The 18,997-nt window shown below is 72.0% G+C and carries 10 protein-coding genes; all 10 read right to left on the bottom strand.

The genetic code is table 11. From position 1 onward, the window contains the following. Position 1 precedes the first annotated feature (1 nt). Positions 2–964 (bottom strand): AAA family ATPase, encoded by a 963-nt coding sequence (locus BMZ30_RS01465; RefSeq protein ID WP_093374403.1) that lies wholly within the window; start codon positions 962–964, stop codon positions 2–4. A 56-nt stretch (positions 965–1,020) separates the two neighbouring features. Then, entirely contained in the window at positions 1,021–7,476 is a 6,456-nt protein-coding gene (locus BMZ30_RS01460; protein WP_143073097.1) for an Ig-like domain-containing protein, read from the bottom strand. Continuing rightward, the gene (locus BMZ30_RS01455; RefSeq protein WP_093374399.1) at positions 7,473–9,014 is read right to left on the bottom strand and encodes a serine/threonine-protein kinase; all 1,542 of its coding nucleotides are present in this window, start codon (positions 9,012–9,014) and stop codon (positions 7,473–7,475) included. Before BMZ30_RS01455 ends, BMZ30_RS01460 begins: the two co-directional genes overlap by 4 nt. Continuing rightward, a complete protein-coding gene (locus BMZ30_RS01450; RefSeq protein WP_093374397.1) occupies positions 9,014–10,228 on the bottom strand; it encodes an FHA domain-containing protein in 1,215 nt (404 codons plus the stop codon). Before BMZ30_RS01450 ends, BMZ30_RS01455 begins: the two co-directional genes overlap by 1 nt. Next, positions 10,228–11,106, bottom strand: coding sequence for a PP2C family protein-serine/threonine phosphatase (locus BMZ30_RS01445; RefSeq protein ID WP_229828335.1), 879 nt, complete (start codon positions 11,104–11,106; stop codon positions 10,228–10,230). The genes BMZ30_RS01450 and BMZ30_RS01445 overlap by 1 nt, the downstream gene beginning before the upstream one ends. Positions 11,107–11,156: 50 nt before the next feature. Further along, positions 11,157–12,653, bottom strand: coding sequence for an RDD family protein (locus BMZ30_RS01440; protein WP_177191242.1), 1,497 nt, complete (start codon positions 12,651–12,653; stop codon positions 11,157–11,159). 104 nt (positions 12,654–12,757) lie between these two features. Beyond that, entirely contained in the window at positions 12,758–13,777 is a 1,020-nt protein-coding gene (locus tag BMZ30_RS01435; RefSeq protein ID WP_093374392.1) for a polyprenyl synthetase family protein, read from the bottom strand. Continuing rightward, a complete protein-coding gene (gene nuoN, locus BMZ30_RS01430; RefSeq protein ID WP_093374390.1) occupies positions 13,774–15,513 on the bottom strand; it encodes an NADH-quinone oxidoreductase subunit NuoN in 1,740 nt (579 codons plus the stop codon). Before nuoN ends, BMZ30_RS01435 begins: the two co-directional genes overlap by 4 nt. Continuing rightward, positions 15,510–17,033, bottom strand: a complete 1,524-nt coding sequence (locus tag BMZ30_RS01425; protein ID WP_229828338.1) for an NADH-quinone oxidoreductase subunit M — start codon at positions 17,031–17,033, stop codon at positions 15,510–15,512. The genes nuoN and BMZ30_RS01425 overlap by 4 nt, the downstream gene beginning before the upstream one ends. Before the next feature lie 19 nt (positions 17,034–17,052). Then, positions 17,053–18,957 (bottom strand): NADH-quinone oxidoreductase subunit L, encoded by a 1,905-nt coding sequence (gene nuoL / locus BMZ30_RS01420; RefSeq protein ID WP_229828464.1) that lies wholly within the window; start codon positions 18,955–18,957, stop codon positions 17,053–17,055. Positions 18,958–18,997: the final 40 nt, after the last annotated feature.

Below are 18,997 nucleotides of genomic sequence, written 5' to 3'. Positions count from 1 at the left end.
GTCAGGCGACTCGCTCCACCGGCGGGGCCGTGACGCTGAGGACGTTCTCGAGCACCTCGGAGTTGGTGACGCCGGCGAACTCGGCCTCGACGTCGAGCATCAGGCGGTGCGCGAGGACGGGCTCGGCGAGCTCCTTGATGTCGTCGGGGATGACGAACGCGCGGCCCTGGGCGGCGGCCCACACCTTGGCGCAGCGCACGAGCGCGATGCAGCCGCGGACGCTGACGCCGAGGCGGGTCTGGGGGTCGGAGCGCGTGGCCTCGGCGAGCCGGGAGACGTAGTCGAGCACCGCGGCATCCACGTGCACGCCGGCGGCCATGTCCGCCATGTCGCCGATCGCGTCGGTGGTGATGAGCGGCGTGAGGTGCGAGGAGCGGTCGCGCTCGGCCGACCCGGCGAGGATCTCGACGGTCGACGCGTGGTCGGGGTAGCCGATCGACGTCTTGATGAGGAAGCGGTCGAGCTGCGCCTCGGGCAGCTTGTAGGTGCCGGCCTGCTCGATGGGGTTCTGCGTCGCGATGACCATGAACGGTCGTCCCGCCGAGTGGGTGACGCCGTCGACGGTCACGTGGGACTCCTCCATGACCTCGAGGAGAGCCGACTGCGTCTTGGGCGACGCACGGTTGATCTCGTCCGCGAGGACGATCGACGCGAAGATCGGGCCCTTGTGGAACTCGAAGCGCCCGCTGCCCTGGTCGTAGATCGTCACGCCCGTGACGTCCGACGGCAGGAGGTCCGGCGTGAACTGGATGCGGTTGTGCGTGCCCTGGACGGTCGCGGCGAGCGCACGTGCGAGCGACGTCTTGCCGGTCCCGGGTGCGTCCTCGAGCAGCAGGTGCCCCTCGGCCAGCATCGCGGTGAACGCGAGGCGGATGGTGTGCGGCTTGCCGAGCACCGCCTTGCCCACGTTGGCCACGAGGGCGCCGAAGGTCTCCGCGAACCACGCGGTCTGTTCAGGAGTCATGGTGTGCGTGCTCTCTCGTCAGGGGCGATGCAGAGGGACGGGCGAATCGTACGCGGTCAGGGGTCCTCGGAGTCGTCGCGGGGCACCCGCTGCTCCGCACTACCCGTCTCTGAGTGCTCTCCCGGACGCCGCGTGTTGGAGGCGCGCACTTGGACAACCACCCAATCGTCCTCGCGGGCATCAATCCGCTGGGTCACCGTGCGTTCGGTAACGCTCGTCCAGTCGCCTTCGTCGCGCCCGACGTTGATCCGATACTCGTAGGTTGTCTCGAACCCGTGGTCGTCGCCGTTGGCCCACGTGAAGGTCACCGAGTCGGCGGCAAGCGCGTCGATGTCCACCGTAGGCCGGCCTGGAAGTGGTGGCCGGAAAACGGAAGCCGTGGCCTGGCCAGCGTCGCTCGTCTTGCCTCGAGACCCATCTCTGTTGGGTGCGTCGTTGGTCGCACGCACCTCCACCCGGTACTCGGCATCGCCCTGCACGTCCACACCGGCGTCAGCACCGGTGTACCAGGTGTCCGGGTTCCCCTCACGCCAGTCGAGAATCGTCTCTCGGTTGCGCTGCACGCGGTATTCGTACTTGGTGATCGTCGCTCCACCCGTGGCTTCACCAGTGACCGCGTCCCAGCGCCAGCGGAGCTTGTTCCAGTCCGGCGACTCGGCCACCACACGCGGTGCGTCGGGAGCGGTGGGGCTCCGCACGACGAACGACGTCGTTGCTACGGCGCTCCACCCACGCTCGTTCTCCGCCTGCACCGAGATCGTGGTCGGCCCGCCGAACCGCAGTTCGTACTTCTCGTTCGACTTCGGATCCTTGGCGGGGACCCAACCGTCGGTTCCACCGCCATACTCGGCATCAACGCGGTAGCGGTAGCCCTTGATCGCCGAACCTCCGGTGTTGCGAGCCGAGAAGGAGAACTCGAACTCGCGCCACGAGAGCGGGCCGCCGGTAACCGCAGGCGCCTGCGGCACCGTCGTCGGCGTCGCCGACGGGAGCGTCGTCCACGGACCGCACACGTGCTCGTTGCACGCGCGGACCTTGGGGCGCGGTGCCGGCTCGCCCCCGGGCAGGTCGCGCTGGGTATAGCTGGGGCTGGTCCCGATCGAGCCCTGGCCGTCCATCTCGTACCTGTCGACGGGGAAGCCGCCCATGTCAGCGGGCGCGCGCCAGGTGTACTCCACGCGGCCCTTGCCGAACGCCGTGTCGGGCGCCGCCGCGTCGTTCGCGCTGGCGTCCCGGATCTCCCCCGGCGTCCCCCAGGTCATCGAGCGTGCCGTCCCGGCCTGCGACCGCCCGGCCTTGTTCTCGGCACGCAGCGAGAACGTGTAGTCCACCCCGTTCTTGGCCTCGGTGAACGACCACGAGGTCCGCTCGCCGCCGATCTCCCGCTCGAACGAGGTCCCGCCCCCGCTCACGGCCATCCAGTACTTCTTCACCTCAGCCCCGTTGTCGGGGCCGGCGGTCCACGTCAGCTGGATCTGGCCACCCAACGGGGTGTCGACCCGGCTCGCCTCGACCGTGGGGGCTCCAGGCACCGCCGCCGGGGTCTCCGGCACGGACATCGGGCTCCACTCGCTCGGGTCCGGCGCGCGGTTGTGCGCCCGCACGCGCACCGTGTACGCCGTGCCGTTGGTCAGCCCGCGGAAGGTGTGCCGCGGGGACGACGTCGTGACGGAGGCGGCGCCGGCCGACGGAGCCGGGCTGATCTCGACGGTGTACTCGCTGACCGGCGAGCCAGGGCTCGGCGGCACCGGCCACGTCGCGTCGATCTCGCGGTCGCCGAACTTCAGCGTGGGCGCGCTCGGCCGCTCGGGCACGGCGTCGGGCCGGTAGGTGGGCGACGGCGCGCTCGACTCACCGAAGCCGACGGCGTTGTGCGCCCGCACGGTGAAGGAGTACTCGACGTCGTTCTGGAGATCGTCGATGGTGCAGGTGGTGCTCGCGCACCGGGTGACGTCACCGCCCGGGGAGCGGACGACCTCGTAGTAGTCGATGGGCTCGCCGTTCGCCGCAGGGGCGTCCCACGCGAGCACGACGGTCCGGTCCCGGATGCCTCGCTCCGTGGGCGTCGACGGCGTGCCCGGCAGGCCGCGCACCGTCAGGGTGATCCGGCCCTCGACCTCGCGGCCGGGCTCACCGGTGGCGTCCACGACGAGGTACCGCACCACCATCGTGCCGACGTAGTTCTCGACGGGCCGCACGACGACGCGCGCGCCCTCCACGGACGCCGTGCCCGAGTTCGGGGTCTCGACCGTCGCGCCGAGGACCCGCAGCGGCGTCTCCGGGAACGGGTTGAACGAGCCCGCGAGCACCTCGACGGGCCGCGACTCACCGCTCACGCCGTCGGCGATGGTGAAGTCGCGCACCTGAGCGACCTGCCGGTCGCTCGCGGTCGCGCGGAAGTCCAAGGTCGCCGGCAGCGAGCCCGACACCCCGTAGCCGATGGCCAGACCGATCGAGCCGACCGTGCCGCGCGCCGTCGTCGCCGCTGCGGAGATCGAGAGCAGCGTGCCCTCGAGCCCCACCGAGAACCCGTTGGGCACCGCCGTGGTGAGGCTGTAGGCGTACTGCGCCGGGCCGGCCTCGGCGCCCTCGGGCCCCTGGGTCAGCGCGAGCAGGTCGACGACGACGGGGCTGCCGCCCTGCGGCACCTCGACCACGGTCGGGGCGAAGGTGGGCGGATAGTCCTCGGTCGCGTACACCGTGATCGGGAGCGTGAGCGTCTTGAGCCGACCGTTGGCGTCCTCACGAGAGATGCCGTCGGTCACCTCGAAGGTGATGGAGGCAGGCCCGGCGTACTGGGCCTCGGACGCGTACCGCAGCGTTGTCTCGTCGACCACGAGCTCGGTGCCGTCCGACCGCGTGGCCGAGACGTACTCCGCGTCCGTCACCCGCGCCGTCTTGCCCGGACCCACCTGGACGAACTCCTCGAGCGAGATCACCAGCTCTTCCCCGGAGGCGACCCGCAGCTCGCGCGCGTTCGGCCGTAGCACCGGCGGGAAGTCTCCGAGCGCGGGGACCGTGATGAACGCGAACGCGGAGGCGCCCTCAGCGTCGGGGTGGGTGTTCACGATCTCGAACGGCACCGTCCGCGCGGTCTCGCCCAGCGTCACGGTGACGCGACGGTTCGCGCCGACCACGGCGACGCCCGCGTGCGACGACGGCACCCGAACCTCGAGGTCGCTGAGCGGGCCGGAGGGGTTCTCCGCGACCGCCAGCACGTCGACGTCGACGGACGTCTTGTTGAGCGTCTCCAGGGGCGGCACGACGACGTCGCGGGCGATCGGCGGCTGGATGACTGCGCCGGACACCACGTTGACCGTGAGGACCGCGGACGCCCGCGCGCCACGCGCGTTCTGCGCGGAGTATGGAATCTGGAGCACGCCCTCGGAGCTCGGGGTCGTGACGACGATCCGCCTGCCCTCGACCGAGGCCTGCAGGCCCGGCGGGACCTGGAGCGGCTCGACGATCGACAGCTCGTCCCCCGAGGCCTCGATGTCGTTGGCCAGGACCCGCACCTCGACGCGCTGGCCGGGCGGGACGGTGACCTCGTCGTTGCGCGCGATGATCGGCTGCGGCTCCGTGGGCCGCGCCGCGATCCCGACGCGGACGTTCGCGACCGAGCGCTGGCCCACCCAGTCCTCGACCGCGTACTGGAACTCGTCGGTTCCCGTCTCCCCGGGGAACGACTCGTACTCCAGGTAGTCGGCGCCCACCGCGACGATCCGGCCCTTCGTGGGCGCGGTCGCCTGGCCGAGCAGAGAGACACCGTCGCCGTCGTCGTCGATCCCGATCAGCGGCACCGTGATGCGCACCGTCTCTCCGGAGAACACACGGGCGGTGAGGTCGACCGGGCGCGCCGGCTCCTTCGTGGTGGGGTCGGACTCGTGCACCGAGACCGTGACCTGCGCCGACGAGACGTTGCCGAACTCGTCGCTGACCGCGAAGGTCGCCCGCGCGGTGCCCGCCTCCGCGGGCGCCTGGAACCGCAGCACGTCGCCCGAGACGAACATCAGCCCGGCCGAGGCCGGCTCGACGAGCTCGCGCTCGAGCGTGATCGTATCGCCGTCGGGGTCATACGCGGTCTCGAGCACCGGGATCGTCACCACACCGCCGGTCCGGACCGAGACCTCGACGTCCTGCACGACCGGCGGCCGCTGAGTCTCGCTCACCGTCGTCGGCTGCACCACGACCTCGCCGCTGGTCTCCGCCACACCGTTCGACACCACGTACGTGACGATCTCGGGGCCCTCGAGCGCGCGCTGCGAGGAGATGCGGAGCAGGCGGTGGTTCAGAACACCGACCTGGAGCCGGGAGCCGTCCTCGGTCTGGGCCGAGACGAGCACCAGCACCCCGCCGTTGGGGTCCGTGTCGTTGGCCAGCGGGTCGATCGTGACCTCGCCGCCGGGCGGCAGCAGGGCCATGTCCCGCACGGCGACCGGCGGCAGCGCCTCCGACGGGCGCTCGACGACGTCGATCCGCGCGAGCCCGGTCGCCTGCTGCGGCGTCGCGGTCACGAGGAACGGAAGGTAGTAGGTGCCCACCCGCGACCCGGTGAACTTGAAGGTGCCCGCCGCGAGGTCCGGCTCGACCGTCGTGCCGTCGACCGCCTCCACGCCGGCGAGCCGCACCGGCTCCCGCGAGGCGCTGCGCACCCCGGCGAGGACGTTGACGTCGATCGTCTGGCCCACGTAGGCGACCTGGTGGATCGGGTCGATCACGGGAGCGAGCGACCCGGCCGGCCGCACGTCCACGTTGAGCCTGCCCTCGACCGTCTCCCGGCCGTCCGAGACCTGGACCGTCACGGCCTGGCGACCGAGCTGCTCGCCGTCAGCGAGGAAGGTCAGCTTGCCGTCCGGGCGGGTGCGGACGGTGCCCGCGCCGTCCGTGCGCGCTCCGACGAGCATCAGGTCGTCGCCGTCGGGGTCCACGAAGTCGGCCAGAGCGTTGTACGTCACCGACGCACCGACCTCCACCTCGACGGCGCTCGTGCGCACCTGCTCGGGCGGGTCGTTGAGCGCCTCGTCCCGCACGCGCAGGCGCACCGTCGCGGTCGACGGCGCGTCCAGGCCACGGCCGTCGGTGATCGTGTAGGTGAAGGACTGCTCGCCGCTCGCACCCGCCGCGGTCGTGAGCTGCAGCGCGCGTCCGCCGTAGACCGACTCCACACGGCCGAAGTCGGGCGAGATCGCGTCGAACTGCGAGATCGCGATGATGCCGCACTCGGCGGAGTTGTCGTTGTTGAGGACCGACAGGATGGTGGTCCGCCCCGGGCGCACGCCGATCGCGTCGTCCTGCGCCGTCGGTGCGGAGGCGGCCTCCGAGCACTCTTCGAGCAGGTTCTGCGTGGTCTCGACCTCGTCCGACGGCTCGTCCGACTCGTCGAGCTCCTCCTGGGACTTGATGTCCGTCCAGTTGGGCTCGAACACCTGCGGGATCTCGGCCAGCAGCCACAGGCGCCCGTCGGTGACGTCGTTGAGCACGACGACGGAACGGTTGACCCTGAAGACCAGCTCGTCGGAGGCGGAGATGTCGGGGTCGGTCGCCACCTGTGGGGCTTCCTGCCCGCACCGGCGCACGTAGTTCTGGCCGGACGTCGCCCACGCGCCGAACTCGCACGAGCCCACCCGCACCGGGGCCGCCGGCACGCCGCTGAAGCCGTCCTGCACGGTCTCGACCGAGCCCCCGTCGAGCGAGACGCCCAGGAGCGCGGCGGGCGTCGACACCAGGACCTCGTCGTTCGCGGCCCCGCTGTGCTGGAGCATGACCACGTCGGCGGGGTTGCCCACGCGCGTCTGCCAGCCCTCGCCGTAGAGCATCCCGACGCCGAGGACCACGAGGTCGTCGCCGACCGCCGTGGCCTGCGTGACGGCCGTGCCCGCCGGGGCAACCTGCGCACCGACCGTCGTCACCGGAGCCCCCGTGGCGATCTCGGTGCGGTGCGCCTTCCCCGTCGTGGGATCGAAGGTGAGCACCGCGCCGTCGGTGGTGATCGCCGAGACGGCGCCCGCACCGACCGTGAGCGTCGCCGTCTCCGGCTCGAGGGCCAGGGAGTCGAGCTGGTCGAAGGCGCTGACCCACACCTCGCCGTCGGCGCTCGTCACCGCGACGGTCCCGGCCGCCATCGCGACCTTGGCACCGGCCGGCAACGACAGCTGCGTCGTCGCGGAGACCGAGGCCGGGTCCACCACGGTGACCTTGCCGTTCTCGAGCAGCAGCACGTCAGAGCCGGCCTGCAGCACGTCGAGGGCCGGCTCGGACGCGAGCCCACCGTCGAGCTCACCGATCTGGGAGTTGAACCGGCCGAGCTTCTGCTGCGCCTTGTTCGTCAGCCACACGGAGCCGTCGTTGAGGTCCACCTGCGAGACCTTGACGCCCGGGTTGATGATCGCGAGCACCGCGAGGAGGACCGGCACCAGCGTGGCGGCCCCGACCGTCGTCCAGGTACGACGACGGTTCGCCCCGGCAGCTCGGTCGATCTGCCGGGCGTCGCGCGCCATCCTGCGGGACGTCACGGGTAGCACACCTCCGCGGGTTGGTTCGACAGCCTCCTGTCGCTGCGCACGATCGATACCTCGATGCAGAGCCTCTCGCCCTCAGGAGGGGCAGCGACGTCGACATAGGGTACGTCGACCGACTCCGGTGCAGTCTCGACGCCCACATCGATGATCTGCCAACGGTACGTGTCGCCCTCCATCGGTTCCGGGTTCGTCCACTGGAACCGCACCAGCTCTCCCACCTGCGGCGAGCCGAGCAGGTTGGTGGGCGCCGGGACGGACCGCTGGGGGGTGCTCGTCACGGGTGCCGTCGCCGTCGGCGTGGGCGTCGGGTTGTCCTCCGGCCCGCGGCCGAGGGTGAGCGCGGCGACCAGGACGAGGGCGCCGATCACGACGACGCTGGCCAGCACGGCAGCGAGGGTACCGCCGCGGCGCCGCGGCACCGACGGCGCAGGGTCCGCGCTCGGCGCGCTCGAGGGCGCGGAGGTCGGCATCGGCGGTGGCACGACGTACCCCGGCGCACGCACGGGCGTCGGCGCCGGCACCCGGGTCGCGCCGGCGCCCGCGGACGCGGGAACAGTCGTCGGTTGCGCCTCGATGCTCACGATCGGCCGGAGCCGCGTCGACTCCCCCTCGCCGCTCGGAGCCGGGCTCGGCGTGCGTGGCGTCACCCGCTCGACCAGGTCCTCGGACAGGTCGATGCCCGTCTCCGTGAGACCGAGCGAGCGCTCGACCTGCTGGAGCGCCCGCGCGACGGCGAGGGCGGAGTCGTAGCGGCGCGCCGGCTCCTTGGTCATGCAGCGCGCGAGCAGCGCCTGCAGGCCGGCGGGGACGTCGCTGCGGTCGATCGCCGGCAGCGGCACCCGCTCGATCCGGGAGATGAGGTCGGCCGGGCCGTTCGACTGGCCCGCGATCTCGAACGGCGAGCGCCCCGCGAGCATGGAGTAGATGGTCGCGCCGAGCGAGTACACGTCGCCGCGCCGGTCGCCCGTGGGGTGCTCGGCGAGGAGCTCGGGCGGGGACCACGGGATCGACATGCCGGTCCCGGCAGCGCCGTCGCCGCCCGTCGTCGCCGCGATGCCGAAGTCCGTCAGGGCCGGCCAGCCGTAGTCCGTGGTGAGGATGTTCGCCGGCTTGATGTCGCGGTGCAGGATCCCGAGGCGGTGCGCGGCCTCGACGGCCGACGCCAGGCGGATGCCCGTGCGCAGCGCCTCGGCGACGGTGATCCGCTCCGAGCGGTACCGCGCGCCGAGCCCAGGGCGGGAGCAGTACTCCATCACCAGGAACGGGCGACCGTCCGTGGCGATGTCGGCGTGGTAGATCGTGACGATCGACGGGTGGTGCGAGAGCTGGGCCATCAGGTTGGCCTCGGCGAAGAACCTGTCCCGCGTCTCCGGGTCGAGCGAGCTCGCGAGCAGCACCTTGACCGCGACCGACCGCTGCGGCAGCTCCTGGCGGTACTCGAAGACGTCGGCGAACCCACCCAGGCCGAGCACACGCACGTACTGGAAGCCGGGGATCGTGGGAGGCGTGGACGGCTCGCGACGAGCGCGCATCAGCTCCGCACCACCCGGAACATGACGCCGTCGCCGAGGTCCACCGTCGCGTCCGGGGGCACGTCCACCGCGACACCGGGACGGATCCGCTCGGCGGGCCGCCCGCGCAGGCTGAGCGTGACGCCGTTGGTCGAGTCGAGGTCGGTGAGCAGGACGCGGTCGCCCTCGGCGCGCACCTGCGCGTGGGTGCGCGAGATGTCGTGGTTGGGGCTCTCGACCGTCACCAGGCGCGGCAGGTCCCGGTTGGACACGCGCGAGACGACGGGAGCGCGCCCGATCAGCACCGTGCGGTCGAGCGTGACGGTGACCCCCGACGACATGACGAGCTTGGGCGGCGCGACCAGGGTCGGCATGGTGAACGGGCCGGGGACCTCGTTGGTGGACCACGTGGGCAGCTGGCGGCGGATCTCGACGAGGTCCGAGCTCATCACCGTCAGCCCGTCGTGGTCGTCGAGCGCCGGCATGAACGCGCTCGCCTGCACGGGCGCGGGCCGGGCTGGCGGCGCAGGTGGCGGCGTCGGCAAGGGCGGCGGAGCGAGCGGCGTCGCCGCGGTGGGGACGGTCGAGCCCGTCGCGGGCGAGGCCGGCGTCCGGGCGCCGGGTGCTGCCGCGCGCCGCGGCGTGAGGATGGTGGCGCCGTGGAGCTCCTCGTCGAACTCCACGACCTCGGCGGCTGCCGCGCGCCGGGGCGAGAGGATCGTGACGCCGTCGAGCTCCTCGTCGAACTCCACGACCTCCGCGCCTGAGCGCGTGGCGACGTCTGCGACGTCGTCGTCCGCCTCACGCAGGGTGACGATGACCTCGCACGCGGTCACGACGCCGGACAGCACGGGCAGCGCGGGGCCCCGAGAGCTCGCGCCGACCACGCCGACGCTCACGGCCGTCGCCGAGGCGGCCACGCTGGTCCACGGGATCTGGTCGCCCACGACCCGGCGCGGGGGCGCACCGATGCTCTCCTCGAGGACAACCTCCAGGTCGCCGCGGACCGCCGCGCGCACGTCGCCGCCCGCGAGCGACACGAGCGCGAACGGGGCCTTGCCCGTGCTGCGGCCCGACGTCAGCAGCGACAGCTGGTCCTCGAAGGCGGCGTCCTCCCGAGCCGCCTCCCAGACGAGCTCGACGACGGCGGGCAGGGTGTCCGGGGGCAGCAGGGCGATCACGCCGTCGGTGACGACGGCGAACCATGCCCCGGGGCTGTAGTGGGGGACGATCATCACGACACCTCCGCGGGCGGCGGGGGCACCGGGGGCATGGCTCTGCGGGCAGCGGGCGTCGGCGCGGTCGGTGCCGCCCGGTCCTCGCGCGGGACGGTCTCGCCGTGCAGCTCCTCGTCCCAGGGGGCGCCGTCGGGGCCCTTGCGCGGTATGCGCGCTGCCGTGGCGGTCCCCCGCGTGATGGTCTCCTCCGCCGACAGCTCGCCCCACGCGGCGGCGACGTCCACGACGATCACCGTGACGTTGTCCCGCCCGCCCGCGTCCACGGCGGCGCCCACCAGCCAGTCCGCGGACTGCTGGGGGTCGGCGAACGCCGTGAGGCCGTGCAGGAGCGTCGCGTCGTCCAGCTCGGTCGTGAGCCCGTCGGAGCACACGAGCAGCCGGTCCTCGGCGGAGGCGGGGATGAGCCAGTAGTCCGGGTCCGGCACGCCACCCGTGCCCACGGCGCGGGTGATCACGTGCCGCTCGGGGTGGATGCGCGCGTCCGCCAGGGCGAGGTCGCCCGAGTCGACGAGCTCCTGCACGACGGAGTGGTCCACGGAGATCTGCTCGAGCACGCCCTCGCTCACGCGGTAGACCCGCGAGTCGCCGATGTTGAACACGAGCCAGTACTCGCCGTTGTCGGTCGCGGTCACCGCGACACCTGCGACGGTGGTCCCTGCCGTGCGGTCCCCCAGGATGTCCCGCATGCGCGCGGACGCACGCTCGAAGCAGGCGTGCACGTCGTCGCTGGTCGCGCCGTCGTGGCCGACGAGGAACGAGAACTCCTCCACCACGAGGCGGCTCGCGACGTCGCCGGCGTCGTGCCCGCCCATGCCGTCGGCCACGAGGAACACCGGTGGGTAGGCGAGCAGCGAGTCCTCGTTCAACGACCGCACGCGGCCGCGATCCGTCGCCGATCCCCACAGTGTCCGCACGTCCGCGCCCCTCAGCTGTTCCGGTACTCGAACGTGACGCTGTAGTCGCCGAACCCGACCGCCGCGCCGTCGGGCAGCCGGACCACCTGGTGCGGGGCGCAGATGATCTGCTGCCCGTCGGACAGCGTGACGATGGTGCCGTTGGTCGACGCCCGGTCCACGACCCACACGCCCTCGTCGTCGACGCCCACGAGCAGGTGCGTCTTGGACACCGAACGCCCCGGGTCCGGGACGCGGAACAGCTCGCCGACCGTCTCGCCGTCGCTCGTGGACGGGTTCCGCCCGATGAGGACCGTCTCGGTGACCGTCATCTCCTGACCGTCGGACAGCCGCAGCAGCGCCGACGGGGGGATCTCCGCCTCGACCTCCTCAGGCGCGGGCGGCGCGGCCGGCTCCTGCGTCTGCACCGGCTTGAGGCGGGTCATGTCGAGGTCGTCCTCGAGCTCCGGCATCGGCGCGTGCGCACGCTCGGGGGCACGCGGCGCGACCGGGGCCTTCTGGTGCGGCTGCTCGGCGCGAGCGGGGCCGAAGCCCGGCACCGCCGTGATGACGCCCGACGCCGCGCGCTCGGCCGGTGCGGCGGCCTCGGCCGGGCGCGGTGCAGGCGGGTGCAGCGCGGCCGCGGGAGGCGCGGGCACGGCAGCCCGCGCAGGGGCGGGTGCGGGGGGCACGGGAGGAGCCGCGGCCGGCGTGGGCGCCGACACCGGAGGCGCGGGCACCCCGTGCGCGGGAAGCTCGGGAGCCGCCCGGTAGGCCCCGAGCTCGCTCGCGTGCGGTGGCCGCCCGCCCTGCGGCGCGGAGTCGCGCAGGTAGTCGGGCAGCTGGGGCGCCGCGGTGGGGCGGGGCGCCGCGTACGGAGCAGGCGCCGGGGCTGGCGCGGACACGGGCGCCGGCGCGGGCGGCTGCACCCCGTAGCCGACGGCAGCGGCGGGCTGGGACGGTGCGCCGGGCACGGCGAACGGCGGCTGACGGTCCTGGGCCGGCGGGGCGAACGAGGCGGTGGTCGGGCGCTGCTGGCCGCCTGCCGCGAGACCGTCCAGGACGACCGTGTCCGCGATGCTGTCGTGCCAGGCACGAAGCCGCCCGGTCTTGTCCCACAGCGGCGACAGCGCGAGCAGCGGCAGCACGGCCGACAGAATGCCCTTGATCAGCTGACGCAGGAACGCCCGCCCGAACCCGACGGGTCGCGCGCTCGTGGCGTCCACCGTGCGGATCTTCAGCAGGCGCTTGCCGATGGTCGAGCCCCGCGAGCCCTCGAGCCACACCTGCGTCAGGACCAGCGCGAACGACGCCAGCGAGGCGAGGGCCATGAGCACCAGGTAGGCCGGCGATATCTGCAGGTCCGCGCTCGCCCCCGCCTGCACCAGGACCGCGGGCACGGCGAACACGGAGAAGACCAGGCTCGCGAGCAGCCAGTCCACCAGCATCGCGGCGACGCGCTTGCCGTAGCCGGCGATCGGACCATTCGCTCCGGGAGCGACGACGCCCATCATGATGTTCCCCTCCATCGAGCCGGACCCCCGCATCTCAGCACTACGCGCACGACCGCAGCTCCCTGTGACGACGGCCACGGGCAGGATACCGCCCCGGCGGCCCGACGTCGGAGGTGTGCTCAGGCAGCGCGCTCCACGAGCGACTGCGCGAAGGACGTCAGGGCATCCCGGACCGGTCCCGGCGGGAGGCTCGCGATCTCGTCGACCGCCTCGGTCGCCAGACGGGCGGCCAGGGCGCGGGTCTCGTCGACGACCTCGTGCGAAGCGAGCGCGGCGACCGCACGAGCCAACGACTCGTCGGAGGTGAGGTCCGCGTCGAGCAGCGCGACCAGCGCGGCGTCGTCGGCCGTGCCACGGCCCTCGGCGACGCGCGCCCGCAGCAGGAGCGTCGGCATGGTCGGCACCTGCTCACGCAGGTCCGTGCCCGGCGTCTTGCCCGTGACGGCACCGACGGACGTCAGGTCGATCACGTCGTCGGCGAGCTGGAACGCGACCCCGAGCTTCTCCCCGTAGGCCGCGACGACGCGGGCCACCTGCTCGGGGCAGCCGGCCATCCGCGCGCCGAAGAGCGCGGACGTCGCGAGCAGCGAGGCCGTCTTGTCCGCGAGCACCTGGAGGTAGTGCGCGACGGCGTCCTCCCCCGCGGCAGGTCCCACGGTCTCGTGCAGCTGGCCGAGGCAGAGCCGCTCGAAGGTCTGCGCCTGGACGCGCACCGCGTCCGGACCGAGGCCCGCCACGGTCACCGACGCGCGGGCGAACAGCAGGTCCCCCGTAAGGATGGCCACCGAGTTGCCCCAGACCTCGTGCGCGGCGGGCGCACCACGGCGCATCGGAGCCGAGTCCATCACGTCGTCGTGGTAGAGCGTCGCCAGGTGCGTGAGCTCGACCACGACGGCCGCGTCGATGACCTCCGGGCGCGCCCCGTCGCCCAGCTGGGCGCACAGCAGCGTGAGCAGCGGGCGCAGACGCTTGCCCCCGGCGTTGACCAGGTGGCGGGACGCCGTGTCCGCGAGCTCGTCGGTGTGGGTGACCGCGTCCCGCAGCCGCTCCTCGACGATGGCCAGCCGCTCGGTGAGGAGGTCCGCCAGGGCAGGGTCGGGGACCGGCAGGTTCGCGCCGGGGAGGTTGGAAGGGCTCACGGGATGAACTTAGTCGCCTCGGCCACCAGATCGAGAACCGGGCCCGGGAAGACGCCGAGAGCGATCGTGCCGAGCGCGCACAGCGCGACCACGACGCGGATGCCCGCACCGCCCCGCAGCACCTGCACGCCGGCTGCCGCGCGGGCGGGCGCGGTGGCCAGACGCAGGCCGACGCCGGCCTCCGGCGTGTCCCAGTGCTCGGGGGCCGAGCCGTCGGTGGCGTCGACGGCAGGGGTGTCCGTCGTCGTGCGCGCCGCGGCCTCGTCGGCGGGTGCCACGAAGTACATCAGCACCACGATCCGCACGTAGAAGAACACGGCGACGGCCGACGCGAGCACGCCGACCAGCGCGAGCGGCCAGTCCCCCGCGGCGACCGCGGCGCTGAACACCGTGAACTTCCCGATGAACCCGGCCGTCAGCGGGATGCCCGCGAACGACAGGAGGAACAGCGTGAACGCGCCCGCGAGCCACGGGCTGCGGCGGGCGAGCCCAGCCCACTGCGACAGGTGCGTGGCCTCGCCCAGGATCAGGGCGTCGTCGCCGTGCACGGTGCTGGTCTCGCGGACCAGGTGCACGATCGCGAACGCGCCGACCGTCGCGAGGCCGTAGGCCCCGAGGTAGAAGATCGTCGCCGGGATCGCCTCGTAGCTCAGCGCGGTGACGCCCACGAGGATGAAGCCCGCGTGCGCGATCGAGGAGTACGCGAGCACTCGCTTGATGTCGTGCTGGACGACGGCGACCACGGAGCCGAGCACCATCGTGGCGATCGCGATGGTCCACATGCCCGCCGTGAACGCGTCGAAGATCTCCTTGCCCGTGAACGGGACCGTCCAGTAGACGACGCGCAGCACGGCACCGAATGCCGCCATCTTGGTGCAGGCCGCCATGAAGCCGGTGATCGGCGTCGGCGCACCCGCGTACACGTCCGGCGTCCACTGGTGGAACGGCACGGCACCGACCTTGAAGAGCAGGCCGGCGATCATCAGGACCAGACCGGTGACCAGGACCATGTCCATGCCTTCGAGGCCGGTGCCGGTGATGATGGCGTTCGCGATGAAGCGGAGCTCGAGCGTGCCGGCGAAGCCGTACACGAGCGCCATGCCGAACAGGAACAGCGCGGAGGAGAAGGCGCCCAGCAGGAAGTACTTGAGCGACGCCTCCTGGCTCAGCAGGCGGCGGTGCCGCGCCATGCCGGAGAGCACGTACAGGGGGAAGGACAGGACCTCGAGCGCGATGAACATCGTCAGCAGGTCGCCCGCGGCGGGGAACAGCAGCATGCCGCCCACCGAGAACAGGAACAGCGGGAAGACCTCGGTCTGGACGAGCCCACGACGACGCGCGATCTCCTCGTAGTCGCTGCCCGGGATCGCCGCGGCGGTCGGCGCGAACGCGTCGTTGCCGGAGCTGCGGTCGGCGATCACGATCAGCGCGAGCGTCGCGATGACGAGCAGCGCGCCCTGGATGAGCAGCGTGGCGGGCGTCAGCACCAGCGAACCGCCGAGCACCTGCACGACCGACTGGTCGGCGATCGCGCCGTTGATGTCGTCCCACTGCAGCACGACGGCGACGAGGCCGCCGGCGAGCGCGGCGAGCGCGAGCCAGAGCTGGACGTCGCGGCGCACCCTGTCGGGCACGAACGCCTCGATCAGGACGCCCACGACTCCGGCGCCCAGGACGACGAGCAGCGGGACCAGGTAGAACCAGTCGACGACAGGTTCGATGAAGGCCGGGGTCATGAGGCACTCCCCTCAACGAGGCGGACGCCGGCGAAGGCCGGGGCCTCGACGAGATCCAGGGCGGGACGGGGGTAGAAGCCGAGCACGAGCAGCAGCACGATCAGCGGGACGACGACCCACTTCTCCCGCGCCACCATGTCGGGCCCGGTCGTGAGCTCGCCGCGGACGGGGCCGGTGAACATCCGCTGGTACGTCATGAGGATGTACAGCGCCGCGAGGATCACGCCGGTCGCCGCGACGATCGCCGCGGCAGGCATGGCCTCGTAGGACCCGATCAGCACCATGATCTCCGACACGAAGGTCGACAGGCCCGGCAACGACAGGGCGGACAGACCCGCGACCAGGAACACGCCCGCGATCACGGGGACCACGCGCTGCAGGCCGCCGTAGTCGGCGATCCGCTGCGACCGCGACGGGTGCCGCGCGATCACCATGCCGGCCACGAGGAACAGCAGGCCGGTCGAGAGCCCGTGGTTGAACATGTAGAACGAGGCGCCCGCGACGGACGTCTGCGAGAACGCGAAGATCCCCAGCACGATGAACCCGAAGTGGGACACCGACGTGTAGGCGATCATCCGCATCAGGTCTTCCTGGCCGAGCGCGAGGAGCGCCCCGTACAGGATCGACACGACGGCCAGGATGATCACGAACGGCGCCGCCCAGTGCGACGCGGCCGGGAACAGCGGCAGGCACAGGGTCAGCATGCCGAACGTGCCGACCTTGTCGAGGACGCCGACCAGCAGCGTGGACGTCCCGGCAGGCGCCTGCTGCGCGGCGTCAGGCAGCCACGTGTGCACGGGGAACATCGGCGCCTTGATCGCGAAGGCGATGAAGAACCCGGCGAACAGCAGGCGCTCGGTGGTCTCCGAGAGCGGCAGGCCGGTCAGGTTGGCGGTGAGGAAGCCCTCGGAGCCGCCCGGGCCGCTGAGGAACAGCGCGATGACCGCCACGAGCATGACGAGGCCGCCGGCGAGCGAGAAGAGCAGGAACTTCACCGCGGCGCCGCGCCGCTGCGAGCCGCCGAACCCTCCGATCATGAAGTAGACCGGGATCAGCATCGCCTCGAACACGACGTAGAAGAGGAAGACGTCGCGCGCGGCGAAGATCAGCACCATGAAGGCGGCGGTCAGGAGCGTCAGGCCGAGGTAGTGGCGCAGGCGCTCGACGTCGTCACGCTGCTCCCGCCAGGCGGCGAGGATCACCAGGGGCACCAGGATGACGCCGAGCCCGACGAGCAGGAGACCCAGGCCGTCGACACCCAGGGCGTAGCTGGCACCGATCTGCGGGATCCAGGAGAGCTGCTCGTAGTGCTGGTGCGTCCCGGCGGCACCGGTGTCGAAGGTCGCGACCGCGCCGACGAGCAGCCCGACGTTGACGAGCGAGGCGCCCAGCGCGACGACCCGGACGTGCCGGCGCAGCCCCGCGGGCAGCGCCCACACGACGACGGCACCGAGCACGGCGACGAGCACCATCGCTGAGAGCCACGGGAAGGTGGCGTCCATGTTCACAACGGAATCCATTCGTGGATGTCCCTTTCCCTCAGGCCTGCACGGCGAGCACGACGACGGCCACGACGAGCACACCGAAGACCATCACCGTGGCGTAGGACCGTGCGAAGCCGTTCTGGAGCAGGCGCAGGAGGCGCCCCGAGCCCGACGACGCGCGGCCGACACCGGTGAACGCGTTGTCCACGATCTGCCGGTCCCCGTACACGAGCGAGCGCGTCAGGTACTGGCCCGGAGCCATGAAGACCGCCTCGTTGACGGTGTCCTGGTACAGGTCCTGCCGCGCGGCACGCGTCAGGACGGACCCGCGCGGCGCGACCACCGGCACCTCGGCCGCGGCGTACTGGCGCCAGGCCAGGAACGCGCCGAGGAGCACGAGGACGATCGTCGCCGCCATGATCACGGGGATCGGGAGGACGGGGTCGTGGTGCTCGACGTGCCCGGTGACCGGCTCGAGCCACGTCGTGAAGGCGCCGCCGATCATGAGCAGACCACCGAGGGCCACCGACCCGAACGCCAGCACGATCATCGGCAGGGTCATCCACAGGGGCGACTCGTGCGGGTGCTGGTCGGGGCCGGTGCCGTCCTTCTCGGACGTCCAGCGCTTCTTGCCGTGGAACGTCATGAAGAACAGGCGCGACATGTAGAACGCGGTGATCCCCGCGCCCAGCAGCGCGACGGTGCCGAACACCCACGGCTGCCAGCCCTCGCCCACGAACGCCGACTCGATGATCTTGTCCTTGGACCAGAACCCGGAGAACGGCGGGACGCCGAGGATCGCGAGCCAGCCGAGGCCGAACGTGATCCACGTGATCTTCATGTAGGTGCTCAGGCCACCGAAGCGGCGCATGTCGACCTGGTCGTTCATGCCGTGCATGACCGAGCCCGCCCCGAGAAACATCCCGGCCTTGAAGAAGCCGTGCGTCAGGAGGTGGAAGATCGCGAACGCGTAGCCGATCGGGCCGAGGCCCGCGGCGAGCATCATGTAGCCGATCTGGGACATCGTCGAGGCCGCGAGGGTCTTCTTGATGTCGTCCTTCGCGCAGCCGACGATCGCCCCGTACAGCAGGGTGATCGCACCGACGATCGCGACGACAAGCAGCGCGGTCGGCGCCAGGTTGAACACCGGGCCCGAGCGCACGATCAGGTAGACGCCGGCCGTGACCATGGTGGCGGCGTGGATGAGCGCGGAGACCGGCGTGGGGCCGGCCATCGCGTCCCCGAGCCACGCCTGCAGCGGGAACTGCGCGGACTTCCCGGTCGCGGCCACCAGGAGCATCAGCCCGATCGCGGTCAGCTTGCCCTCGCTCGCCTCCGGGGCACCGGCGAACACCGTCGCGAAGTCGAGGCCGCCGAAGGTCGAGAACATGAGCATCAGCGCGACAATCATGCCGACGTCGGCGACGCGGTTCATGATGAACGCCTTCTTGGCGGCGGTCGCATAGGCGGGCACGTGGTTCCAGAAGCCGATCAGCAGGTACGACGCGAGCCCCACGCCCTCCCAGCCGACGAACATCAGCAGGTACGAGTCCGCGAGCACGAGCAGCAGCATCGCCGCGACGAAGAGGTTCAGGTACGCGAAGAACCGCCGGCGGTCGGTGTCGTGCTCCATGTACGCGACCGAGTACACGTGGATCAGGGTGCCGACGAGGCTGACGAGCATCACGAACGTCAGCGAGAGCGGGTCGAGCCGCAGCCCGGCCGCGACGCTGAGCTCCGAGGTGGAGATCCAGTCGAACATCGCGAGGCTGCGCACGCGGGAGTCGGCCGGGTAGCCCAGCAGGGACATCAGCAGGCCGGCGCCGACGACGAACGTGCCCGCAGATGCGCCGAGGCCGAGCCAGTGGCCCCAGCGGTCGGCGCGGCGTCCGAGGACGAGCAGGACGGCGGCGCTCACGAGCGGCAGCGCGACCAGGAGCCAGGCGCCCGTCTGGAACATGCCGCTGGCAGCCTCGACGGACCCGGGCACCCAGTCGGTG

Source organism: Flavimobilis marinus, assembly GCF_900113055.1.
Classification (GTDB): domain Bacteria; phylum Actinomycetota; class Actinomycetes; order Actinomycetales; family Cellulomonadaceae; genus Flavimobilis; species Flavimobilis marinus.
This window is presented reverse-complemented; position numbering and strand designations above follow the sequence as displayed.

Coding starts and splice junctions, on each gene's coding strand:
- BMZ30_RS01465 (WP_093374403.1), bottom strand. CDS start 964: ATGACTCCTGAACAGACCGCGTGGTTCGCGGAGACCTTCGGCGCCCTC.
- BMZ30_RS01455 (WP_093374399.1), bottom strand. CDS start 9,014: ATGCGCGCTCGTCGCGAGCCGTCCACGCCTCCCACGATCCCCGGCTTC.
- BMZ30_RS01450 (WP_093374397.1), bottom strand. CDS start 10,228: ATGATCGTCCCCCACTACAGCCCCGGGGCATGGTTCGCCGTCGTCACC.
- BMZ30_RS01440 (WP_177191242.1), bottom strand. CDS start 12,653: ATGGAGGGGAACATCATGATGGGCGTCGTCGCTCCCGGAGCGAATGGT.
- nuoN (WP_093374390.1), bottom strand. CDS start 15,513: ATGACCCCGGCCTTCATCGAACCTGTCGTCGACTGGTTCTACCTGGTC.
- BMZ30_RS01425 (WP_229828338.1), bottom strand. CDS start 17,033: ATGGATTCCGTTGTGAACATGGACGCCACCTTCCCGTGGCTCTCAGCG.
- nuoL (WP_229828464.1), bottom strand. CDS start 18,957: ATGTTCCAGACGGGCGCCTGGCTCCTGGTCGCGCTGCCGCTCGTGAGC.